The 15,641-nt window shown below is 60.0% G+C and carries 18 protein-coding genes; 10 read left to right on the plus strand and 8 right to left on the minus strand.

All coding sequences use genetic code 11. The annotated features are described in order from the left end of the window. The first annotated feature begins 110 nt into the window (after positions 1-110). The 5 genes from gyrA to J2X71_RS34725 all read left to right on the plus strand — a co-directional run bounded on the left by gyrA (position 111) and on the right by J2X71_RS34725 (position 6,319). Positions 111-2,912, plus strand: coding sequence for a DNA gyrase subunit A (gene gyrA, locus J2X71_RS34705; RefSeq protein WP_310389640.1), 2,802 nt, complete (start codon positions 111-113; stop codon positions 2,910-2,912). A gap of 96 nt (positions 2,913-3,008) precedes the next feature. Beyond that, positions 3,009-4,502, plus strand: a complete 1,494-nt coding sequence (locus J2X71_RS34710) for an FAD-binding oxidoreductase (protein WP_310389642.1) — start codon at positions 3,009-3,011, stop codon at positions 4,500-4,502. A 10-nt stretch (positions 4,503-4,512) separates the two neighbouring features. Continuing rightward, positions 4,513-4,920, plus strand: a complete 408-nt coding sequence (locus tag J2X71_RS34715) for a hypothetical protein (protein ID WP_405049787.1) — start codon at positions 4,513-4,515, stop codon at positions 4,918-4,920. After that, complete coding sequence (locus tag J2X71_RS34720) at positions 4,920-5,993, plus strand: hypothetical protein (RefSeq protein WP_310389645.1); 1,074 nt, start codon at positions 4,920-4,922, stop codon at positions 5,991-5,993. Before J2X71_RS34715 ends, J2X71_RS34720 begins: the two co-directional genes overlap by 1 nt. Before the next feature lie 32 nt (positions 5,994-6,025). Beyond that, on the plus strand, positions 6,026-6,319 hold the full coding sequence (locus tag J2X71_RS34725; protein WP_310389647.1) for a hypothetical protein: 294 nt from the start codon (positions 6,026-6,028) through the stop codon (positions 6,317-6,319). 59 nt (positions 6,320-6,378) lie between these two features. Here J2X71_RS34725 and J2X71_RS34730 read toward each other — a convergent pair whose 3' ends face one another. The 3 genes from J2X71_RS34730 to J2X71_RS38200 all read right to left on the minus strand — a co-directional run bounded on the left by J2X71_RS34730 (position 6,379) and on the right by J2X71_RS38200 (position 7,031). Further along, positions 6,379-6,513: a hypothetical protein gene (locus J2X71_RS34730; protein ID WP_007811987.1), complete on the minus strand. Its 135-nt coding sequence runs from the start codon at positions 6,511-6,513 to the stop codon at positions 6,379-6,381. A gap of 39 nt (positions 6,514-6,552) precedes the next feature. Further along, on the minus strand, positions 6,553-6,762 hold the full coding sequence (locus tag J2X71_RS34735; protein WP_310389680.1) for a hypothetical protein: 210 nt from the start codon (positions 6,760-6,762) through the stop codon (positions 6,553-6,555). A gap of 98 nt (positions 6,763-6,860) precedes the next feature. Next, entirely contained in the window at positions 6,861-7,031 is a 171-nt protein-coding gene (locus J2X71_RS38200) for a hypothetical protein (protein ID WP_405049786.1), read from the minus strand. Positions 7,032-7,227: 196 nt separating this feature from the next. Between J2X71_RS38200 and coaD the strand changes: the two genes are divergently transcribed. The 5 genes from coaD to tgt all read left to right on the plus strand — a co-directional run bounded on the left by coaD (position 7,228) and on the right by tgt (position 11,144). Beyond that, complete coding sequence (gene coaD / locus J2X71_RS34745; protein ID WP_113183313.1) at positions 7,228-7,722, plus strand: pantetheine-phosphate adenylyltransferase; 495 nt, start codon at positions 7,228-7,230, stop codon at positions 7,720-7,722. A 26-nt stretch (positions 7,723-7,748) separates the two neighbouring features. Then, on the plus strand, positions 7,749-8,321 hold the full coding sequence (locus J2X71_RS34750) for a peptidylprolyl isomerase (protein WP_113183026.1): 573 nt from the start codon (positions 7,749-7,751) through the stop codon (positions 8,319-8,321). Between the two features lie 25 nt (positions 8,322-8,346). Then, positions 8,347-8,856: a peptidylprolyl isomerase gene (locus J2X71_RS34755; protein ID WP_037106039.1), complete on the plus strand. Its 510-nt coding sequence runs from the start codon at positions 8,347-8,349 to the stop codon at positions 8,854-8,856. 72 nt (positions 8,857-8,928) lie between these two features. Continuing rightward, entirely contained in the window at positions 8,929-10,014 is a 1,086-nt protein-coding gene (gene queA / locus J2X71_RS34760; protein WP_310389657.1) for a tRNA preQ1(34) S-adenosylmethionine ribosyltransferase-isomerase QueA, read from the plus strand. Continuing rightward, entirely contained in the window at positions 10,011-11,144 is a 1,134-nt protein-coding gene (tgt, locus tag J2X71_RS34765; protein ID WP_310389659.1) for a tRNA guanosine(34) transglycosylase Tgt, read from the plus strand. The genes queA and tgt overlap by 4 nt, the downstream gene beginning before the upstream one ends. Here the strand turns inward: tgt and J2X71_RS34770 are convergent, their stop codons facing one another. The 5 genes from J2X71_RS34770 to J2X71_RS34790 all read right to left on the minus strand — a co-directional run. Continuing rightward, positions 11,145-11,573 (minus strand): DUF4864 domain-containing protein, encoded by a 429-nt coding sequence (locus J2X71_RS34770; protein ID WP_310389661.1) that lies wholly within the window; start codon positions 11,571-11,573, stop codon positions 11,145-11,147. A 62-nt stretch (positions 11,574-11,635) separates the two neighbouring features. Next, the gene (fabF, locus tag J2X71_RS34775) at positions 11,636-12,901 is read right to left on the minus strand and encodes a beta-ketoacyl-ACP synthase II (RefSeq protein ID WP_310389663.1); all 1,266 of its coding nucleotides are present in this window, start codon (positions 12,899-12,901) and stop codon (positions 11,636-11,638) included. A 115-nt stretch (positions 12,902-13,016) separates the two neighbouring features. After that, entirely contained in the window at positions 13,017-13,523 is a 507-nt protein-coding gene (locus J2X71_RS34780) for a helix-turn-helix domain-containing protein (protein WP_310389665.1), read from the minus strand. Between the two features lie 63 nt (positions 13,524-13,586). Beyond that, positions 13,587-13,895: a hypothetical protein gene (locus J2X71_RS34785; protein WP_310389667.1), complete on the minus strand. Its 309-nt coding sequence runs from the start codon at positions 13,893-13,895 to the stop codon at positions 13,587-13,589. A 125-nt stretch (positions 13,896-14,020) separates the two neighbouring features. Then, on the minus strand, positions 14,021-15,641 hold a 1,621-nt coding region (locus J2X71_RS34790; RefSeq protein WP_310389669.1), incomplete at its 5' end, for a calcium-binding protein.

Below are 15,641 nucleotides of genomic sequence, written 5' to 3' on the forward strand. Positions count from 1 at the left end.
TGCCCTCTTTCGAACGCAAAAGCCTGTTCAAAACCCCTGGCCAAATTGGCGTGGGAACAGGCTTTCCGCTATAAATCTTCGAGTGATTCTAGAAGAGAACGTGAACCGTTTTGACTGAGCAAACACCCCCCGGCGGCGGGAAGCTCCCGCCAGGCATCGAGCCCATCTCCATTATGGAGGAAATGCAGCGGTCGTATCTCGATTACGCCATGAGCGTGATCGTGTCGCGTGCGCTGCCCGACGTGCGCGATGGCCTGAAGCCCGTGCATCGGCGCATCCTTTACGGCATGTCCGAGCTCGGCATCGACTGGAACAAGAAATACGTCAAATGCGCCCGCGTTACCGGGGACGTGATGGGTAAATACCATCCGCACGGCAATGCCGCGATTTATGACGCACTCGCCCGCATGGCGCAGCATTGGTCGTTGAGGCTGCCGCTGATCGACGGCCAGGGCAATTTCGGCTCGGTCGACGGTGACCCGCCGGCGGCCGAACGTTACACCGAATGCCGCCTGCAGAAGGCCGCCCATTCGCTGCTCGACGACCTCGACAAGGAAACGGTCGACTTCCGCGACAACTATGACGGCACGCTGTCAGAGCCGGTCGTAGTGCCTGCCAAGTTCCCGAACCTGCTGGTCAACGGCGCAGGCGGCATCGCCGTCGGCATGGCGACGAATATCCCGCCGCATAACCTGTCTGAAGTCATCGACGCCTGCATCGCGCTGATCAATGATCCGGCAATCGAACTGCCGGAGCTGATGCAGATCATTCCCGGTCCGGATTTTCCGACCGGCGCCAAGATCCTCGGCCGCGCCGGTATTCGCTCGGCCTATGAAACCGGCCGTGGTTCGGTCATCATGCGCGGTGTTGCAACCATCGAGCCGATGCGCGGCGATCGCGAACAGATCATCATCACCGAAATTCCCTATCAGGTGAACAAGGCGACAATGATCGAGAAGATGGCCGAACTGGTGCGCGAGAAGCGCATCGAAGGCATCTCGGATCTGCGCGACGAATCCGACCGTCAGGGCTACCGCGTCGTCGTCGAGTTGAAGCGCGACGCCAATGCCGACGTCATCCTCAACCAGCTCTACCGCTACACGCCACTGCAGACCTCCTTCGGCTGCAACATGGTGGCGCTGAACGGCGGCAAGCCGGAACAGCTGACGCTGCTCGACATGCTCCGCGCTTTCGTCTCCTTTCGTGAAGAAGTCGTTAGCCGGAGAACGAAGTTCCTCCTTCGCAAGGCGCGCGAACGTGCTCACGTCTTGGTGGGTCTCGCAATCGCCGTCGCCAATATCGACGAAGTCATCCGCGTTATCCGTCAGGCGCCGGACCCGCAGTCTGCCCGCGAAGAACTGATGACCCGCCGCTGGCCGGCGGAAGACGTCGAAAGCCTGATCCGCTTGATCGACGACCCGCGTCACCGCATCAATGACGACCTGACCTACAACCTCTCGGAAGAGCAGGCTCGCGCGATCCTTGAGCTCCGCCTTGCGCGTCTGACGGCCCTCGGCCGCGACGAAATCGGCGATGAACTCAATAAGATAGGCGAGGAAATCAAGGATTACCTCGACATCCTGTCGTCGCGCGTGCGCATCCAGACGATCGTCAAGGACGAGCTGACCTCTGTCCGTGACGAGTTCGGCACACCGCGTCGCACCGAGATCATCGATGGCGGCCTTGAGATGGACGATGAGGATCTCATCGCCCGCGAAGACATGGTCGTGACAGTCTCACACCTCGGCTATATCAAGCGCGTGCCGCTGGCGACCTACCGTGCGCAGCGCCGCGGCGGCAAGGGCCGTTCGGGCATGACCACCCGCGATGAAGATTTTGTTAGCCGGCTATTCGTGGTCAATACTCACACGCCGGTTCTGTTCTTCTCCTCGCGCGGCATCGTCTACAAGGAAAAGGTCTGGCGCCTGCCGATCGGCACGCCGACCTCGCGCGGCAAGGCGTTGATCAATATGCTGCCGCTGGAATCCGGCGAACGCATAACCACCATCCTGCCGCTGCCTGAGGACGAGGATAGCTGGGACAACCTCGACGTCATGTTCTCGACGACACGGGGCACGGTCCGTCGCAACAAGCTGTCGGACTTCGTCCAGGTGAACCGCAACGGCAAGATTGCCATGAAGCTTGACGAGGAGGGCGATGAAATCCTCTCTGTTGAGACCTGCACGGATCAGGACGACGTTCTGCTGACGACAGCGCTCGGCCAGTGCATCCGCTTCCCGGTCGATGACGTCCGCGTCTTTGCCGGCCGCAACTCGATCGGTGTGCGCGGCATCAATCTCGGCAGTGGCGACAGCATCATCTCGATGACGATCGTCGGCCATGTCGATGCCGAGCCGTGGGAACGCGCAGCTTACCTCAAGCGTTCCGCCGCCGAACGGCGTGCGACGGGCGTGGATGAAGAGGATATCGCTCTGGTCGGCGAGGAAGTCACCGAAGAGGGACAGCTCTCTGACGAGCGCTACGAAGAGCTGAAGGCACGCGAACAGTTCGTGTTGACGGTTTCGGAAAAGGGCTTCGGCAAGCGCTCGTCCTCCTACGATTTCCGCATCTCTGGCCGGGGCGGCAAGGGTATCCGCGCCACCGATACGTCGAAAACCGGCGAAATCGGCGAACTGGTCGCCGCCTTCCCGATCGACGATGGCGATCAGATCATGCTCGTCTCGGATGGCGGTCAGCTGATCCGCGTTCCGGTCGGCGGCATCCGTATCGCCAGCCGCGCGACGAAGGGCGTGACAATCTTCTCCACTGCCAAGGATGAGAAGGTCGTCTCGGTCGAGCGCATCAGCGAGCCGGAAGAAGAAGAGACGACGGAAAACGGTGACGAAGCCGTGGTTTCCGAAGGCGAAGCTCCTGCAGCGGGCGAAGCCGACGAAACCCCATCGGCTGAATAATTCACCACTTTCTCATTGCGGACCGGGCGGCCCCTGCCGCCCGGTTTTTTATTGCGCTATGAAGAGCTTGCCGATTCATCCGGAGGGGGGAATGTTGTGGGCAGGTGGACAAGGCGAGGGGTGCTGGCCGGCATTTCGGCCGCAGCCGGTGTGGCGGCGGGGCGTTTTTTGCTTCAGCCGCAAAGCGATCCCGGACCAGCCTTTCCAGCGGAACTTCGCATTGAAGATGGCGCGACCATTCTCAATGATGCCGGAGAACTGACACCGACCCGGGTTGCGGCACATCTGACCGTCAAGGAGCCGCCGCAGGAGGCCATGATCGGCCGGTTGCGCGCCGCGCTCGCTGAAGCCGTCAAGGCAAACAGGCCCTTCATCGCCAGCGCCGCGCGCCATTCGATGGGCGGCCAGAGCCTTGTCGAGAATGGTACGGCACTGACGCTCGATCAGGATTGGCTGGAGGCAGATACAGCCGCCAAGACCTACCGTGTCGCTGCCGGCGCACGTTGGTCGACGATCATTTCCAAGCTCGATAGCATCGGCTTTTCGCCCGCCGTCATGCAGTCCAACAACGACTTCGGCGTTGCCAGCACCTTTTCGGTCAATGCCCATGGCTGGCCCGTTCCATTCAGTGCTTGCGGCAGCACCGTCCGTTCCATCAAGTTGATGACGGTGGATGGCAATCTGCTGACCTGCTCACGCACGGAGAATGCGGAGCTCTTCAACCATGCCATGGGCGGATACGGCCTTTTCGGTGTCATCACCGAGCTTGAGCTCGACATGGTGCCGAATGTGCTCCTGCAGCCTACCTTCGAGCATTTGGCGGGCGAGGATCTCGGACGGCGCTTTGCCGAAGTTCTGGCGAGCGATAGCGCGATCAACATGGCCTATGGTCGTATGGATGTTTCGCTCGATCGTTTCTTTGAAGAGGCGCTGCTGATCACCTATCGCGCCGTTCCGGACCAGACGAAAATACCTCCGGCCTCCGGTTCCGGTTTCATCAGCCATGTGTCTCGTGAAATCTTCCGGGCGCAGCTCGGTTGGGATACGGCCAAACATCTTCGCTGGTGGACCGAGGCTGTCATCAATCCATCGCTTGCGCCGCAGGCGACGCGCAACAGCTTGATGAACGAACCCGTCGTCACGCTCGATGACCGCGATCCGTCCCGCACGGATATCCTGCACGAATATTTCGTCTCACCGTCCCGCTTCGCTGATTTCGTTGCGGCCTGCCAGGATGTCATTCCGGCCTCTTATCAGCAGCTCCTCAACATCACACTGCGCTATGTCGATACCGATCGCGACAGTGTGTTGGCTTACGCTGGGGAACCCCGCATTGCCGCGGTCATGCTCTTCTCGCAGGAAAAGACGATGAGGGGCGAGGTTGACATGCAGCGCATGACGGAAACGCTGATCGAGCGCGTGCTCGCAATCGGCGGCAGCTATTATCTGCCGTATCGGCCGCATGCCCGATTGGATCAGTTTACCCGTGCCTATCCCCGCGCTGGCGAATTTGCAGCGGCCAAGCGCCGGCTGGATCCCGGCCTTACCTTCCGCAATCATTTCTGGGATCGCTATCTCGGAAGCCTCTAGGGAGATCATGATGTCCAGGCTTCGGCTGATTGCCGCGCTTTATACGGTGGCTCTGCTCTTTGCGGCCGCATTGAATTACATTCCGGGACTGACGGATGCGGAGGGGCGCGCATTTGGCATCTTTGCGCTCGATATCTATGACGACAGCCTGCACCTGGCCTCGGCTGCCTGGGCCGGCATCGCAGCCCTCCTGTCGGCCCGGGCGTCCCGAAGCTTTCTTTTCTATTTCGGCCTGCTCTATTTCAGCGATGGTCTGCTTGGACTGATCACCGGGTCGGGTTACCTTGATCTCGGCATCGTCAACTACGGCATTCAGGATCTTCCCTTTACGTTCAAAATCCTCGCCAACCTGCCGCATCTCTTTCTTGGCGGTGTGGGAATCGCATCCAGCTATATCTTCCGCCGCGAGGCCCCGTGATGCGGCGCATTCTGAAGATCATCGGCTGGCTGCTTGCAGTTCTCATCGTCGCCGTCCTGCTGCTGCTCAGCCCGGCTGCCTATGTCGAGACCTTCTGCCATGCCGATCCCGAACCCGACAGCTACAAGCCGCTGATATCGGATCCCGAATTCCGCCGGCAGGAGGCCAATACCTATCTCACCTATCCGGAGTGGCATATCGTCTATGCCTATGACGGCCTCGCCGAAACCCTGAAGACGGGCGACGAATATGGCTTCGATTATTTCTCCAGCGTGAAGGATTTCTGGGTCGCAGACTGTGCGCTGACCCGTATTGCCGATCGCCACGGCGGCGCCGACAGCGAGACGCGAATGATGATCGCGACCATCGGTGTGAGCTTCACGCTCGAAATGGGTCTCAAGGCGGCCTATGAGGAAACGATCGGCCGGATCTTTGCGCTCTGGCGCGGCAGCGAAAAGACGCCGCAGGATATCGTCGCCCGCGATATGGCGATCGATTATGCCGGCTTTCTGCGCCAGACCCCATGGTATAAATATCCGTTCCAGCCCTGGATCGACAGGCTTTGGGCCGCACCGGTGGAAGAGCCGCTACGTGGCTGGGAGCGCCGACTGGCGCTCGGCGGTGAGTGGCGTGCAAAGATCGCCTATGCCGGCATGATCGCCAGCGCTGTTGCAGCAACCGGTGAGGCGAAGCTGACGATCCGATCAGTCGTATCAGGCCTGCCGGCTAACACGCTTTCGGCAATTCCCGATGTATCTGTCATTTCGGAAAGTGCCGATGGCGTGTTGATCGAGACGCCGCGCTACGACCGTTTCACCCATATCCTCGCGGAAATCGCCAAGGCAGGCGGTACAATGAGCGAGATTGCCGGCAATGACGAGATCATGGTGTCGCTGACCATGCCTTCAGGGATGGAGCAGGGTAATCTGCCCGGCGAGGTGATCACACGCCTACCTCGCACCGGTTTCGACAGCGACCGCCTGCTTCTGTCGGTCAAGATGGCTGATCTCGCGCCTCTGCTCAAAGACCGGCCAATTGCCGATCCGGGCCTCGAACATATATTCGATTTCTGAAACATCGGACAGGTGGCTCTTTGATCAGACACTTGGCACGCAGGACAGGTACTGCGATTGCGGTCGTTGCCGCAGTCTTCGCGCTGTTTGCTGTCGTCTTTGCGGTAACGGGCGAGGCGCCGGCTGCCATGGTCTTTCCCGCCGGCAGCATCGAACCCGGCGCATTGCCCGAAGATGTCTCCATCCTGCGATGGGGCAGGGGCTTTGCCGTCGTCACAAGCGAACGCAGCGACTATGTGCGTGCGCTCTATGGCAAGGGGGCTCTTCTTGTTCTGCCGCTGCGAAAGAGCGGCTGTCTGGCGCTGCGGCCTGCATCTTCGATATAAGAAAAGCCGGATGGAGAACATCCGGCTTGCATTCAAGCTTTGCGCTGCGGGGGCGCGCTTTAGAAAGCGCTATGCTTCTTGTTCATCGATTTCACTTCCTCGCTTTCACGGCGCAACGCGGAAATCGTCGAAGTAACGGACACTATGAACATGATGCTGATGAGTGCTGTGAAAACTGTCAGGATCGTGAACATGGTGGCGTTCCTTTCTGTAGGGAGTTGCGTTCGCGCCCCTTAGTACTGGCCGAGCACGCTTACGGAGCGAGCCGAAGCGAACGGGCCGTAGACCTTCGAGGTATCGACCTTCTGATTGTCATAGAGAGCGACTGTGGCAGTCAGCATGCCTGTAATCATTACCATCCAGAGCATGTTAATCATGGTGATCTTGCCAGGCATCTTAATTCCCTTCCTGCCGCGCTTCCGCATCTCGTATGTGTCGATCATTTGAACGCATCCGTCTTTAAAAGGTTCCCGCCGGATGTTGACGGGGGATTTACCAACCGTGATCTGAAGCGACCTTGAATGTCGTGTTCATCTGCCGTTCAGAATTCAAATCGATTAGAACGCATCCGGCCAAGCTGTCGCATGATGGCCGCATGTTCATTGACCTCCGGCCGTACCCAGCCAGGCTGATGCCGATCTGCGAAGTAGCCGTAGAAGAGCTCCGCAAACATCGAAAAAATAACGGCGATGGCAATGAGGATGATCAGCATGATCGGGTCTTTCCGGGGAGTGACGCTGCCGGGACCGGCAGTTCTGTGTTGATGATCCGAGTAAAGCAGATCGCATCTGAGCGGGCCTTGAACGCCCCGTTCATTCATCGTTCAGACGCGTCGGGCGGCATGGCTAAATAACTTGCGGGAAACCGGCTTCCATGACAAAAGGCGTGAAAACAAACGGCCGGACGATATGACCACAGCTTTCTATCCGGGGTCCTTCGACCCGATCACCAATGGACACGTTGACGTGCTGGTCCAGGCGCTCAATGTCGCCGAGAAGGTGATCGTCGCGATCGGCATCCACCCTGGAAAGACACCGCTATTCTCCTTTGAGGAAAAGGCAGGGCTGATCCGCGCGTCGCTGGCCGAAGTGCTGCCGGAAAAGAGCGCGAATATCGACGTCGTTTCCTTCGACAATCTCGTCGTCGATGCCGCACGCAAGCATGGCACCAGCCTGCTGATCCGCGGTCTGCGTGACGGCACCGATCTTGATTATGAAATGCAGATGGCAGGCATGAACCGGCAGATGGCACCTGATATCCAGACCATCTTTCTGCCGGCAGGAACGGCCTCGCGGCCCATTACCGCCACATTGGTGCGCCAGATCGCGGCCATGGGCGGCGATGTCAGCGCCTTCGTGCCGGCGGCCGTCTTGCAAGCCCTGAAATCCAAGCGCAAAGCCTAGGCGGATACCGCCTCAATGGAGCCAACATGAAACTCTTTTATCTTGCATTTGCCGGCGTGCTCTATCTCGCTTCCTTCGCGGGCGACGCTTTTGCGCAGGCTGCCGATCACTATGTCACCATTCAGTTGAAGAGCGGCCCGGTCGTGATCCAGCTTCTGCCTGACGTCGCGCCGAAGCATGTGGCGCAGATCGAGGCGCTGGTGAAGAAGGGCGAATATGACAATGTCGCGTTCCACCGTGTCATCCCCGGCTTCATGGCCCAGACCGGCGACGTGAAGTATGGCAATATGGAAAAGAACTTCGATGCGAGCCAGGCCGGCACCGGCGGCTCCGACTTGCCTGACCTTCCGGCTGAATTCTCCAAGACGCCTTTTGTCCGTGGCACGGTCGGTATGGCGCGCGCCCAGGATCCGAATTCCGCCAACTCGCAGTTCTTCATCATGTTCGCGGACGGCTCCTTCCTGAATGGCCAGTACACGGTCGTCGGCAAGGTTGTCTCGGGCATGGAAAACGTCGACAAGATCAAGAAGGGCGAAGGCCAGAACGGCGAAGTCAGCAATCCCGACCGCATGATCAAGGTCACGCTGGGCAAGAAGTAAGTTCAAGACAAGAAGGAGAACGACAATGGCCGAGATCAAGGATCCGGAAAACACTATCATTCTGGAAACCACCAAGGGCAAGGTTGTCATCCAGCTTCTGCCGCAGGTCGCGCCCGAGCATGTAAAGCGCATCAAGGAACTCGCCCGCGAGAAAGCCTATGACGGTGTCGTTTTCCACCGCGTCATCGCCGATTTCATGGCGCAGACCGGTGACGTGCAGTTCGGCAAGAAGGGCGGAGAGAACTTCAACCCTGGTCGCGCCGGCATGGGCGGTTCCTCCAAGGACGATCTCAAGGCTGAATTCTCCGCGACGCCGCATGTCCGCGGCACCTGCTCGATGGCCCGTTCGCAGAGCCCGAACTCGGCCAACTCCCAGTTCTTCATCTGCTTCACCGATGCTCCGTGGCTGAACAAGCAGTATTCCGTCTGGGGTCAGGTCATCGAAGGTATGGACAATATCGACAAGATCAAGAAAGGCGAGCCCGTCTCCGATCCGGATTCGATCGTCTCCATGCGGGTTGCCGCCGACGTCTGATTGTGATTTCTGCAGGAACCCGCCCTTGCGCGAGAGCGCGGGGCGGGTTTCGCTTTGCCTGGAAGTACCTTGATGCGCGTAGACCTCTTCGATTTCGACCTGCCGGATGAACGCATAGCGCTGCGGCCCGCCGAGCCGCGCGATAGCGCACGTCTGCTTGCCGTCGATCCGAATGCGCAGCCGGTTCTTTCCGATCACCACGTCTCCGACCTGCCGTCCTTCCTGCGGGCAGGCGACGCGCTGGTCTTCAACGATACCAAGGTCATTCCGGCCCAGCTCGAAGGCATTCGTCATCGCGAGGGCGCTGGCGGCCAGCAGGTTTCGGCGACGCTCCACATGCGCATCGGCGCCAGCAAGTGGAAAGCCTTCGCCAAGCCCGGCAAGCGTATCAAGGAAGGCGACCGTATCGCCTTCGGCCATGGCGGCGAAAGCTGCATGATCGGCTCGCTCGATGCGACCGTCGAGGAAAAGGGCGAGGCGGGTGAGGTGACGCTCGCATTCGATCTCTCCGGCCCTGCGCTGGACGAAGCGATTGCCAGCGTCGGCCATATTCCGCTGCCACCCTATATCGCCGCCAAGCGTCCGGAAGACGAACGTGACCGCGCCGATTACCAGACCATCTATGCGCGGGAGGAGGGCGCCGTCGCCGCCCCGACCGCCGGCCTGCATTTCACACCTGATCTGTTCGAGGCGCTCGACAAAGCCGGCATCGAACGGCATTTCGTGACGCTGCATGTTGGCGCCGGCACCTTCCTGCCGGTCAAGGCTGACGACACCGACGATCACAAGATGCATCTCGAAAGCGGCTATGTCAGCGCCGAGATCGCTGCGAGGCTGAATGCCGTGCGGCAAAGGGGCGGGCGCATCATTTGCGTCGGCACGACCTCGTTGCGGCTGATCGAGAGCGCTTCAGAGGAGAGCGGTGAGATCAAGCCCTGGGCCGGCGCGACCGGCATCTTCATTACGCCCGGCTACCGCTTCAAGGCGGTCGATATCCTGATGACGAACTTCCACCTGCCGCGCTCGACGCTCTTCATGCTGGTCTCGGCCTTTGCCGGTTTCGAGACCATGCATGCGGCCTATAAACATGCCATTTCGACAGGCTACCGCTTCTATTCCTACGGCGACGCGAGCCTTCTTTTCCGGAAAGACCGATGACGACTGAGAACTTCCAGTTCACCCTCAAGAAGACCGATGGCGGTGCCCGCCTCGGTGAAGTTTCCATGCCGCGCGGCACAATCCGCACGCCGGCCTTCATGCCGGTCGGTACGGTTGGCACGGTCAAGGCCATGTATCTCGACCAGGTGCGCGAGACGGGTGCCGATATCATCCTCGGCAATACCTATCACCTGATGCTGCGCCCGACGGCAGAGCGCGTCGCCCGCCTCGGCGGTCTGCACAAGCTCATCCGCTGGGAGCACCCGATCCTGACGGATTCCGGCGGCTTCCAGGTCATGTCGCTTTCCGGCTTGCGAAAGCTCGACGAGCAGGGTGTCACCTTCAAGTCGCATGTCGACGGGAGCCTGCATCATATGTCACCGGAGCGCTCCATCGAAATCCAGGGGCTGCTCGGCTCCGATATCCAGATGCAGCTCGATGAATGCGTGGCGCTGCCGGCCGAGCCCAAGGAAATCGAGCGTGCCATGGAGCTGTCGCTGCGCTGGGCCGGGCGCTGCAAGGTTGCCTTCGGCAACCAGCCGGGCAAGGCCATGTTCGGTATCGTCCAGGGTGGCGACGTGCCGGCCCTGCGTGTCCGCTCAGCCGAGGAACTCACCAAACTCGACCTCAAGGGCTACGCCGTCGGCGGTCTTGCGGTCGGCGAGCCGCAGGACGTCATGCTGAAGATGCTCGAAGAGACGCTTCCGGTCCTGCCAGGCGAAAAGCCGCGCTATCTGATGGGCGTCGGCACGCCCGATGACATCCTGAAATCCGTTGCACGCGGTATCGACATGTTCGACTGCGTGATGCCAACCCGCTCGGGCCGTCACGGTTTGGCCTTTACCCGCCGCGGCAAGGTCAATATCCGCAATGCCCGACACGCGGAAGACATGCGCCCGCTCGACGAACAATCGAACTGCCCGGCCACACGGGACTATTCGCGCGCCTACCTCCACCATCTCGTGCGTGCCAACGAGGCGCTCGGCGGCATGCTGCTCTCCTGGCACAATCTGAACTACTATCAGGAACTGATGCAGGGCATCCGCAAGGCGATTGCCGAAGGTCGTTTCGCCGATTTCATGGCGGAAACGATCGAGGAATGGGCGAGAGGCGATCTCGAGCCCGTCTGATCAAATGCCCTTGCTGTCGGCGTTAGGCACGATTTGCACGCCGTTGATCTTGAAGCTGCCGTCAGGCTGACGAGTAACCTGATAGATCGCCGTCCAATCCTTGCCGTCCCGGCCGGAAATCAGGACTTCCTGATAGATCATTGCGCCGTCGTCGATCGATCTGCTGCGCCCGAAGGCATAATTGCCGGGATGATAGACCGGCTCGTAGCTCTTCTTCACCATGGCGAAGAAGACATTCTTGTCGGGATACATGGCCTTGATGCCGGGCGCGGCGAAGGAATAGGCGGTATCCGCATCGTCCTTAAGGAATGCCCTGATCTGCTCCTCGATCATCGTCTGTGTTGTCTGCACGGGATCTTCGGCGCGGGCCGCCATGCCTGACATTACGGATACGGCACACAGAACCAGCACTGCGAAAAAAGCGCGCATGGGATCATCTCCGGCTATATCAGCAGAAGTGTAGGCTATTTTGCGCGCAAGGAAAGAGCCGGTCAGGACCAGCGGCGAAAGAGGGCGCTGGCATTCACGCCGCCGAAGCCGAAGCCGTTGGTGATCGCATATTCCATCGCCACCTTGCGGGCCACCTTGCCCACGAGATCGATGCCTTCGGCTGCCGGATCGGCTATCTCCAGGTTACGCGTCGGCGGGGCGATCTGATCGCGCAGCGCAAGGATCGTGAAGATGGCTTCAAGCCCGCCTGCAGCACCCAGAAGATGGCCAGTCGCCGACTTGGTGGCGCTGACGGCAATGCCGCCGTCGCGGCCGAAGACCGTACCGATTGCAGCGATCTCGCCCTTGTCGCCGACTGGTGTCGAGGTCGCATGGGCGTTGAGATGCGTGACCTCGGAAGCCGGGATCCTGGCCTGCCGTAAGGCTGCCTCCATCGCCCGGCGGGCGCCATCGCCATCTTCCGGCCCTGCCGTCATGTGATAGGCGTCGGCGGCCGTGCCATAGCCGACGAGTTCGGCAAGCGGCCTCGCGCCGCGCGCCAGCGCATGCTCAAGCGTTTCGATGACGAGAATGCCGGCCCCTTCGCCCATCACGAAGCCGTCGCGGGCCGTATCGAAAGGACGCGAGGCAAGTTCGGGCCTGTCGTTGAAACCGCTCGAGAGCGCACGGGCTGCGGCAAAGCCGCCAAGACTAACCTTGTCGATGCAGGCTTCCGAGCCGCCGCAGATGGCGACATCCGCCTCGCCGGACCGGATCAGCCGCGCTGCATCGCCGATTGCCTGAACGCTTGCCGCGCAGGCCGTTACCGGCGCCCCAAGCGGCCCCTTGAAGCCGTAGCGGATGCTGACCTGACCGGCCGCCAGATTGACGAGGAAGGAAGGCACGGTGAAGGGCGAGAGCCGCCGCACGCCGCGCGTCTCAGCCGTGCGTACCGCATCCGCAATCGCCGGAAAGCCGCCGACGCCGGAGGCGATGATCGTCGCCGTCCGCTCGCGCGCATCGACGCCCTCAGGCATCCAGCCGGCCTGGCGCACAGCTTCGTCTGTTGCCGCCATCGCGAACTGGATGAAGCGGTCCATCTTCTTCTGGTCCTTGGGCGGAACGGCACGATCGGGATCGAAACCCGCTTCGGCATCCTCCTCGATGGAGGGAACGACCCCGCCGACCTTTGCGGCGAGATCGCCGACCACATTCTCTGGCAGCACGCGCAGGCCGGAGCCGCCCGCGACGAGCCGATTCCATGCCGTCTCGACGCCGACACCAAGTGGCGAAACAAGTCCCATGCCGGTGACAACAATGCGTTCCATGGATTTGTCCTTTCTAAAGCAATTCCGGCAAAAGTGCGCAGCGGTTTTGCGTTCCGAATTGCGTAAAAACAAAGAGATAAAGCATTCCCGTGCCTCGCAGAAAAATGGAAATGCTCTAGGCGTCAATGCCGAGGTAATAAGCGCGCATGCGGGCGATCCGTTCGCGGTCGCCTTCATCAGCGGCCGGTCCCGGCAGCAGGCAGGTGTTTTCGGGTTTCAGTTCTTCGCCGCTGGCTGCATCCACCAGCACGGGCTGGCGCTCCTCGCCGGAAGCGGCGTTGCCGAGCAGGAAGGCAAGATCCTCTTGCGGAGCGTGCCGACGTCCCCATGAAAACAGGGCCATCAGAACGGGGAAGAAATCACGTCCCTTGGCGGTCAGCACATATTCGTAGCGGGCAGGGCGCTCGTTGTAGAGACGCTTCTCGAACAGTCCTTCATCGATCAGATGCGCGAGTCGCCGCGTCAGGATGTTCGGCGCAACGCCGAGGCTCTTTTGAAATTCGTCGAACCGCGTCAGCCCGTGAAAGGCGTCGCGAAGGATCATCATGCTCCACCAGTCACCGACGCTGTCGAGCGCGCGGGCGGCCGGGCATTTGAAATTGGCGAAACTCGTTCGTTGCATGATGCAAGTCACTACAGAAGTAACTTGCATGATGCAAGCCACTTGCGATGCGCAAGTAACTTGTCAGGCGTTGTCTCGCTCGAAGATCCGAGCCAGAAGAATGCCGGTTACAAGAACGCCCGCTGCGACAAAAACCGTATCGCCCGGTGTGCCGATATAAAGCGGCCCGATATTGGCAAAGAGCAGGAAGGCGACGAGAAAATTGAACCAGCCCCAAATGATATTGGTGACTGGCGAGCTGAGCTTCGCCCCTTGCAGGCGGACGAAAGGTGTGCGGAAAGGCCGGCCGCTGACGCCATTAACGAAATGAGGCACGCCATTGGTCAGGAATGAAGCGGCGATAAAGTGAATGATGTAGGCGGTCCAGGGCAATGGTCTCTCCGCTCGGCTGATGGCTCTGCGGACAATGTTGTGCAGGGCCGGCAAAGGACAAGAAAAAAGGGGCTCCGGAAAGGAGCCCCTATAGGACCGCCGCTTGAAGACATGAGGTTCCGATTTTAGAGGAACAGGAAATCGTCGTGATGAAGCGCCGCCAGATTGGAAAGCGTCGCGATCTGTACGGCCGCGCCAAGCCCGCTGCCGTCCGCATCGTAGTAAAGCTTTCCGGTCGTCTGGTCGTAGATCAGGCGGTCGTTCGAATCCAAAGCCTTTGTGCCCAGCACGAAATTTCCGGCGGAAAAATCCGCTGCGTCGATGGCTGTGAAAACCTCGTGGTCGAGCACGATCTTGTCACCGGCGCTTTCCGAGAAGTCCTCGATCCTGTCGACGTTGTTGTAAGCGCTGGGTTTGAAGTCGAAGACGAAATGGTCGGCTCCAGCTCCGCCGTTCAGGATATCGTTGCCTTTGCCGCCGATGAGCTGGTCGTTTCCTGCACCGCCCGACAGCGTGTTGCCTGCAATGTTGCCGGTCAGCACGTTGTTTTCGCCGTTACCCGTGGCATTGATCGCTGACGAGCCTGTGAGCGTCAGATTTTCGACTGTTCCGAGAACATTCTCCAGAGACAAGGATATGGACGCATTGACGGTGTCGTTGCCATCACCGCCTGTTTCGTCAACGATGTCGCCTGCCGAATCCACTTTGTACGTGTCGTTGCCGAGGCCGCCTATCATTCGGTCTTCGCCTCTGCCGCCATCGAAGTTGTTGTTGCCGGAATTGCCCGTGAGAACGTTGTTCATGACGTTGCCGGTCGCATTGATGTTAGCGACACCCAACAGGGTCAGGTTCTCGACAGTTCCCGTCACATGATCCTTGTCCATCAGACTGAGCGAGACATAGGACTTGATGGTATCCTTGCCGGAGCCGCCAGCTTCGATCACCACATCATAGATGTTGTCGACGATATAGGTGTCGTCGCCCCCTCCGCCCTTCATGCTGTCTGCGCCCGCGCCGCCGTCCAGCACGTTGGCTCCGTAATTGCCGACGAGAATGTTGGCGAGTTGATTGCCAGTCGCGTTGATGTTGGCGTTGCCGGTCAGTGTCAGGTTCTCGATGGCGCCGATCGCATGGGCGGTATCCGCCAGGCTGAAGCTGATCGACGATTGGACGGTATCGGTTCCGCCGCCGCGGCTTTCATCGACGATGTCAGTCGGGGAGGTGACCGTAAAGGTGTCGTCTCCGGTGCCGCCATAGATGTGGCCGGGTTCCAGCGCTGCGCCGGCACTTGCTGCTATGTTGATAATGATGGGATGGTCGACGACATCCACATTGAGGGAGGATATGTTGCTAAAGCTTTTGACGGGTGTATTGCCTGTCAGCGGATCGTAGACCTGCACCGTCCCGAAAGCTCCGCCCAGATTGAGGGTGACACTGGTCGCCGCTGCCTGGATTGCCTTGTCGGTCGTCTGGTTCCAGATATCAGGCTCATTCCAGATGATGATCTGGTAGCTTCCGTCGGATTTCTCCGTCAGATAGCTGCGCGCGGTGGAGGGTAGCCCGTTGATGGTGTAATTGAGCGCTCCCGGATTGAAAGTCGCCTGCGCCGCGCCGTCATCCTCGAGAATTTCCGTCAGGTTATGGATCGCCATTGCTGCCGGCTTCGGCGTATAATCCAGGCGAAAGAGCCCGAAATGCTTTTCCTGGTCGGCGCCTCCCGGATCGGAATAGGCATCGAGAAGCTGG

The organism is Rhizobium sp. 1399, from assembly GCF_031455475.1.
GTDB lineage: Bacteria > Pseudomonadota > Alphaproteobacteria > Rhizobiales > Rhizobiaceae > Rhizobium.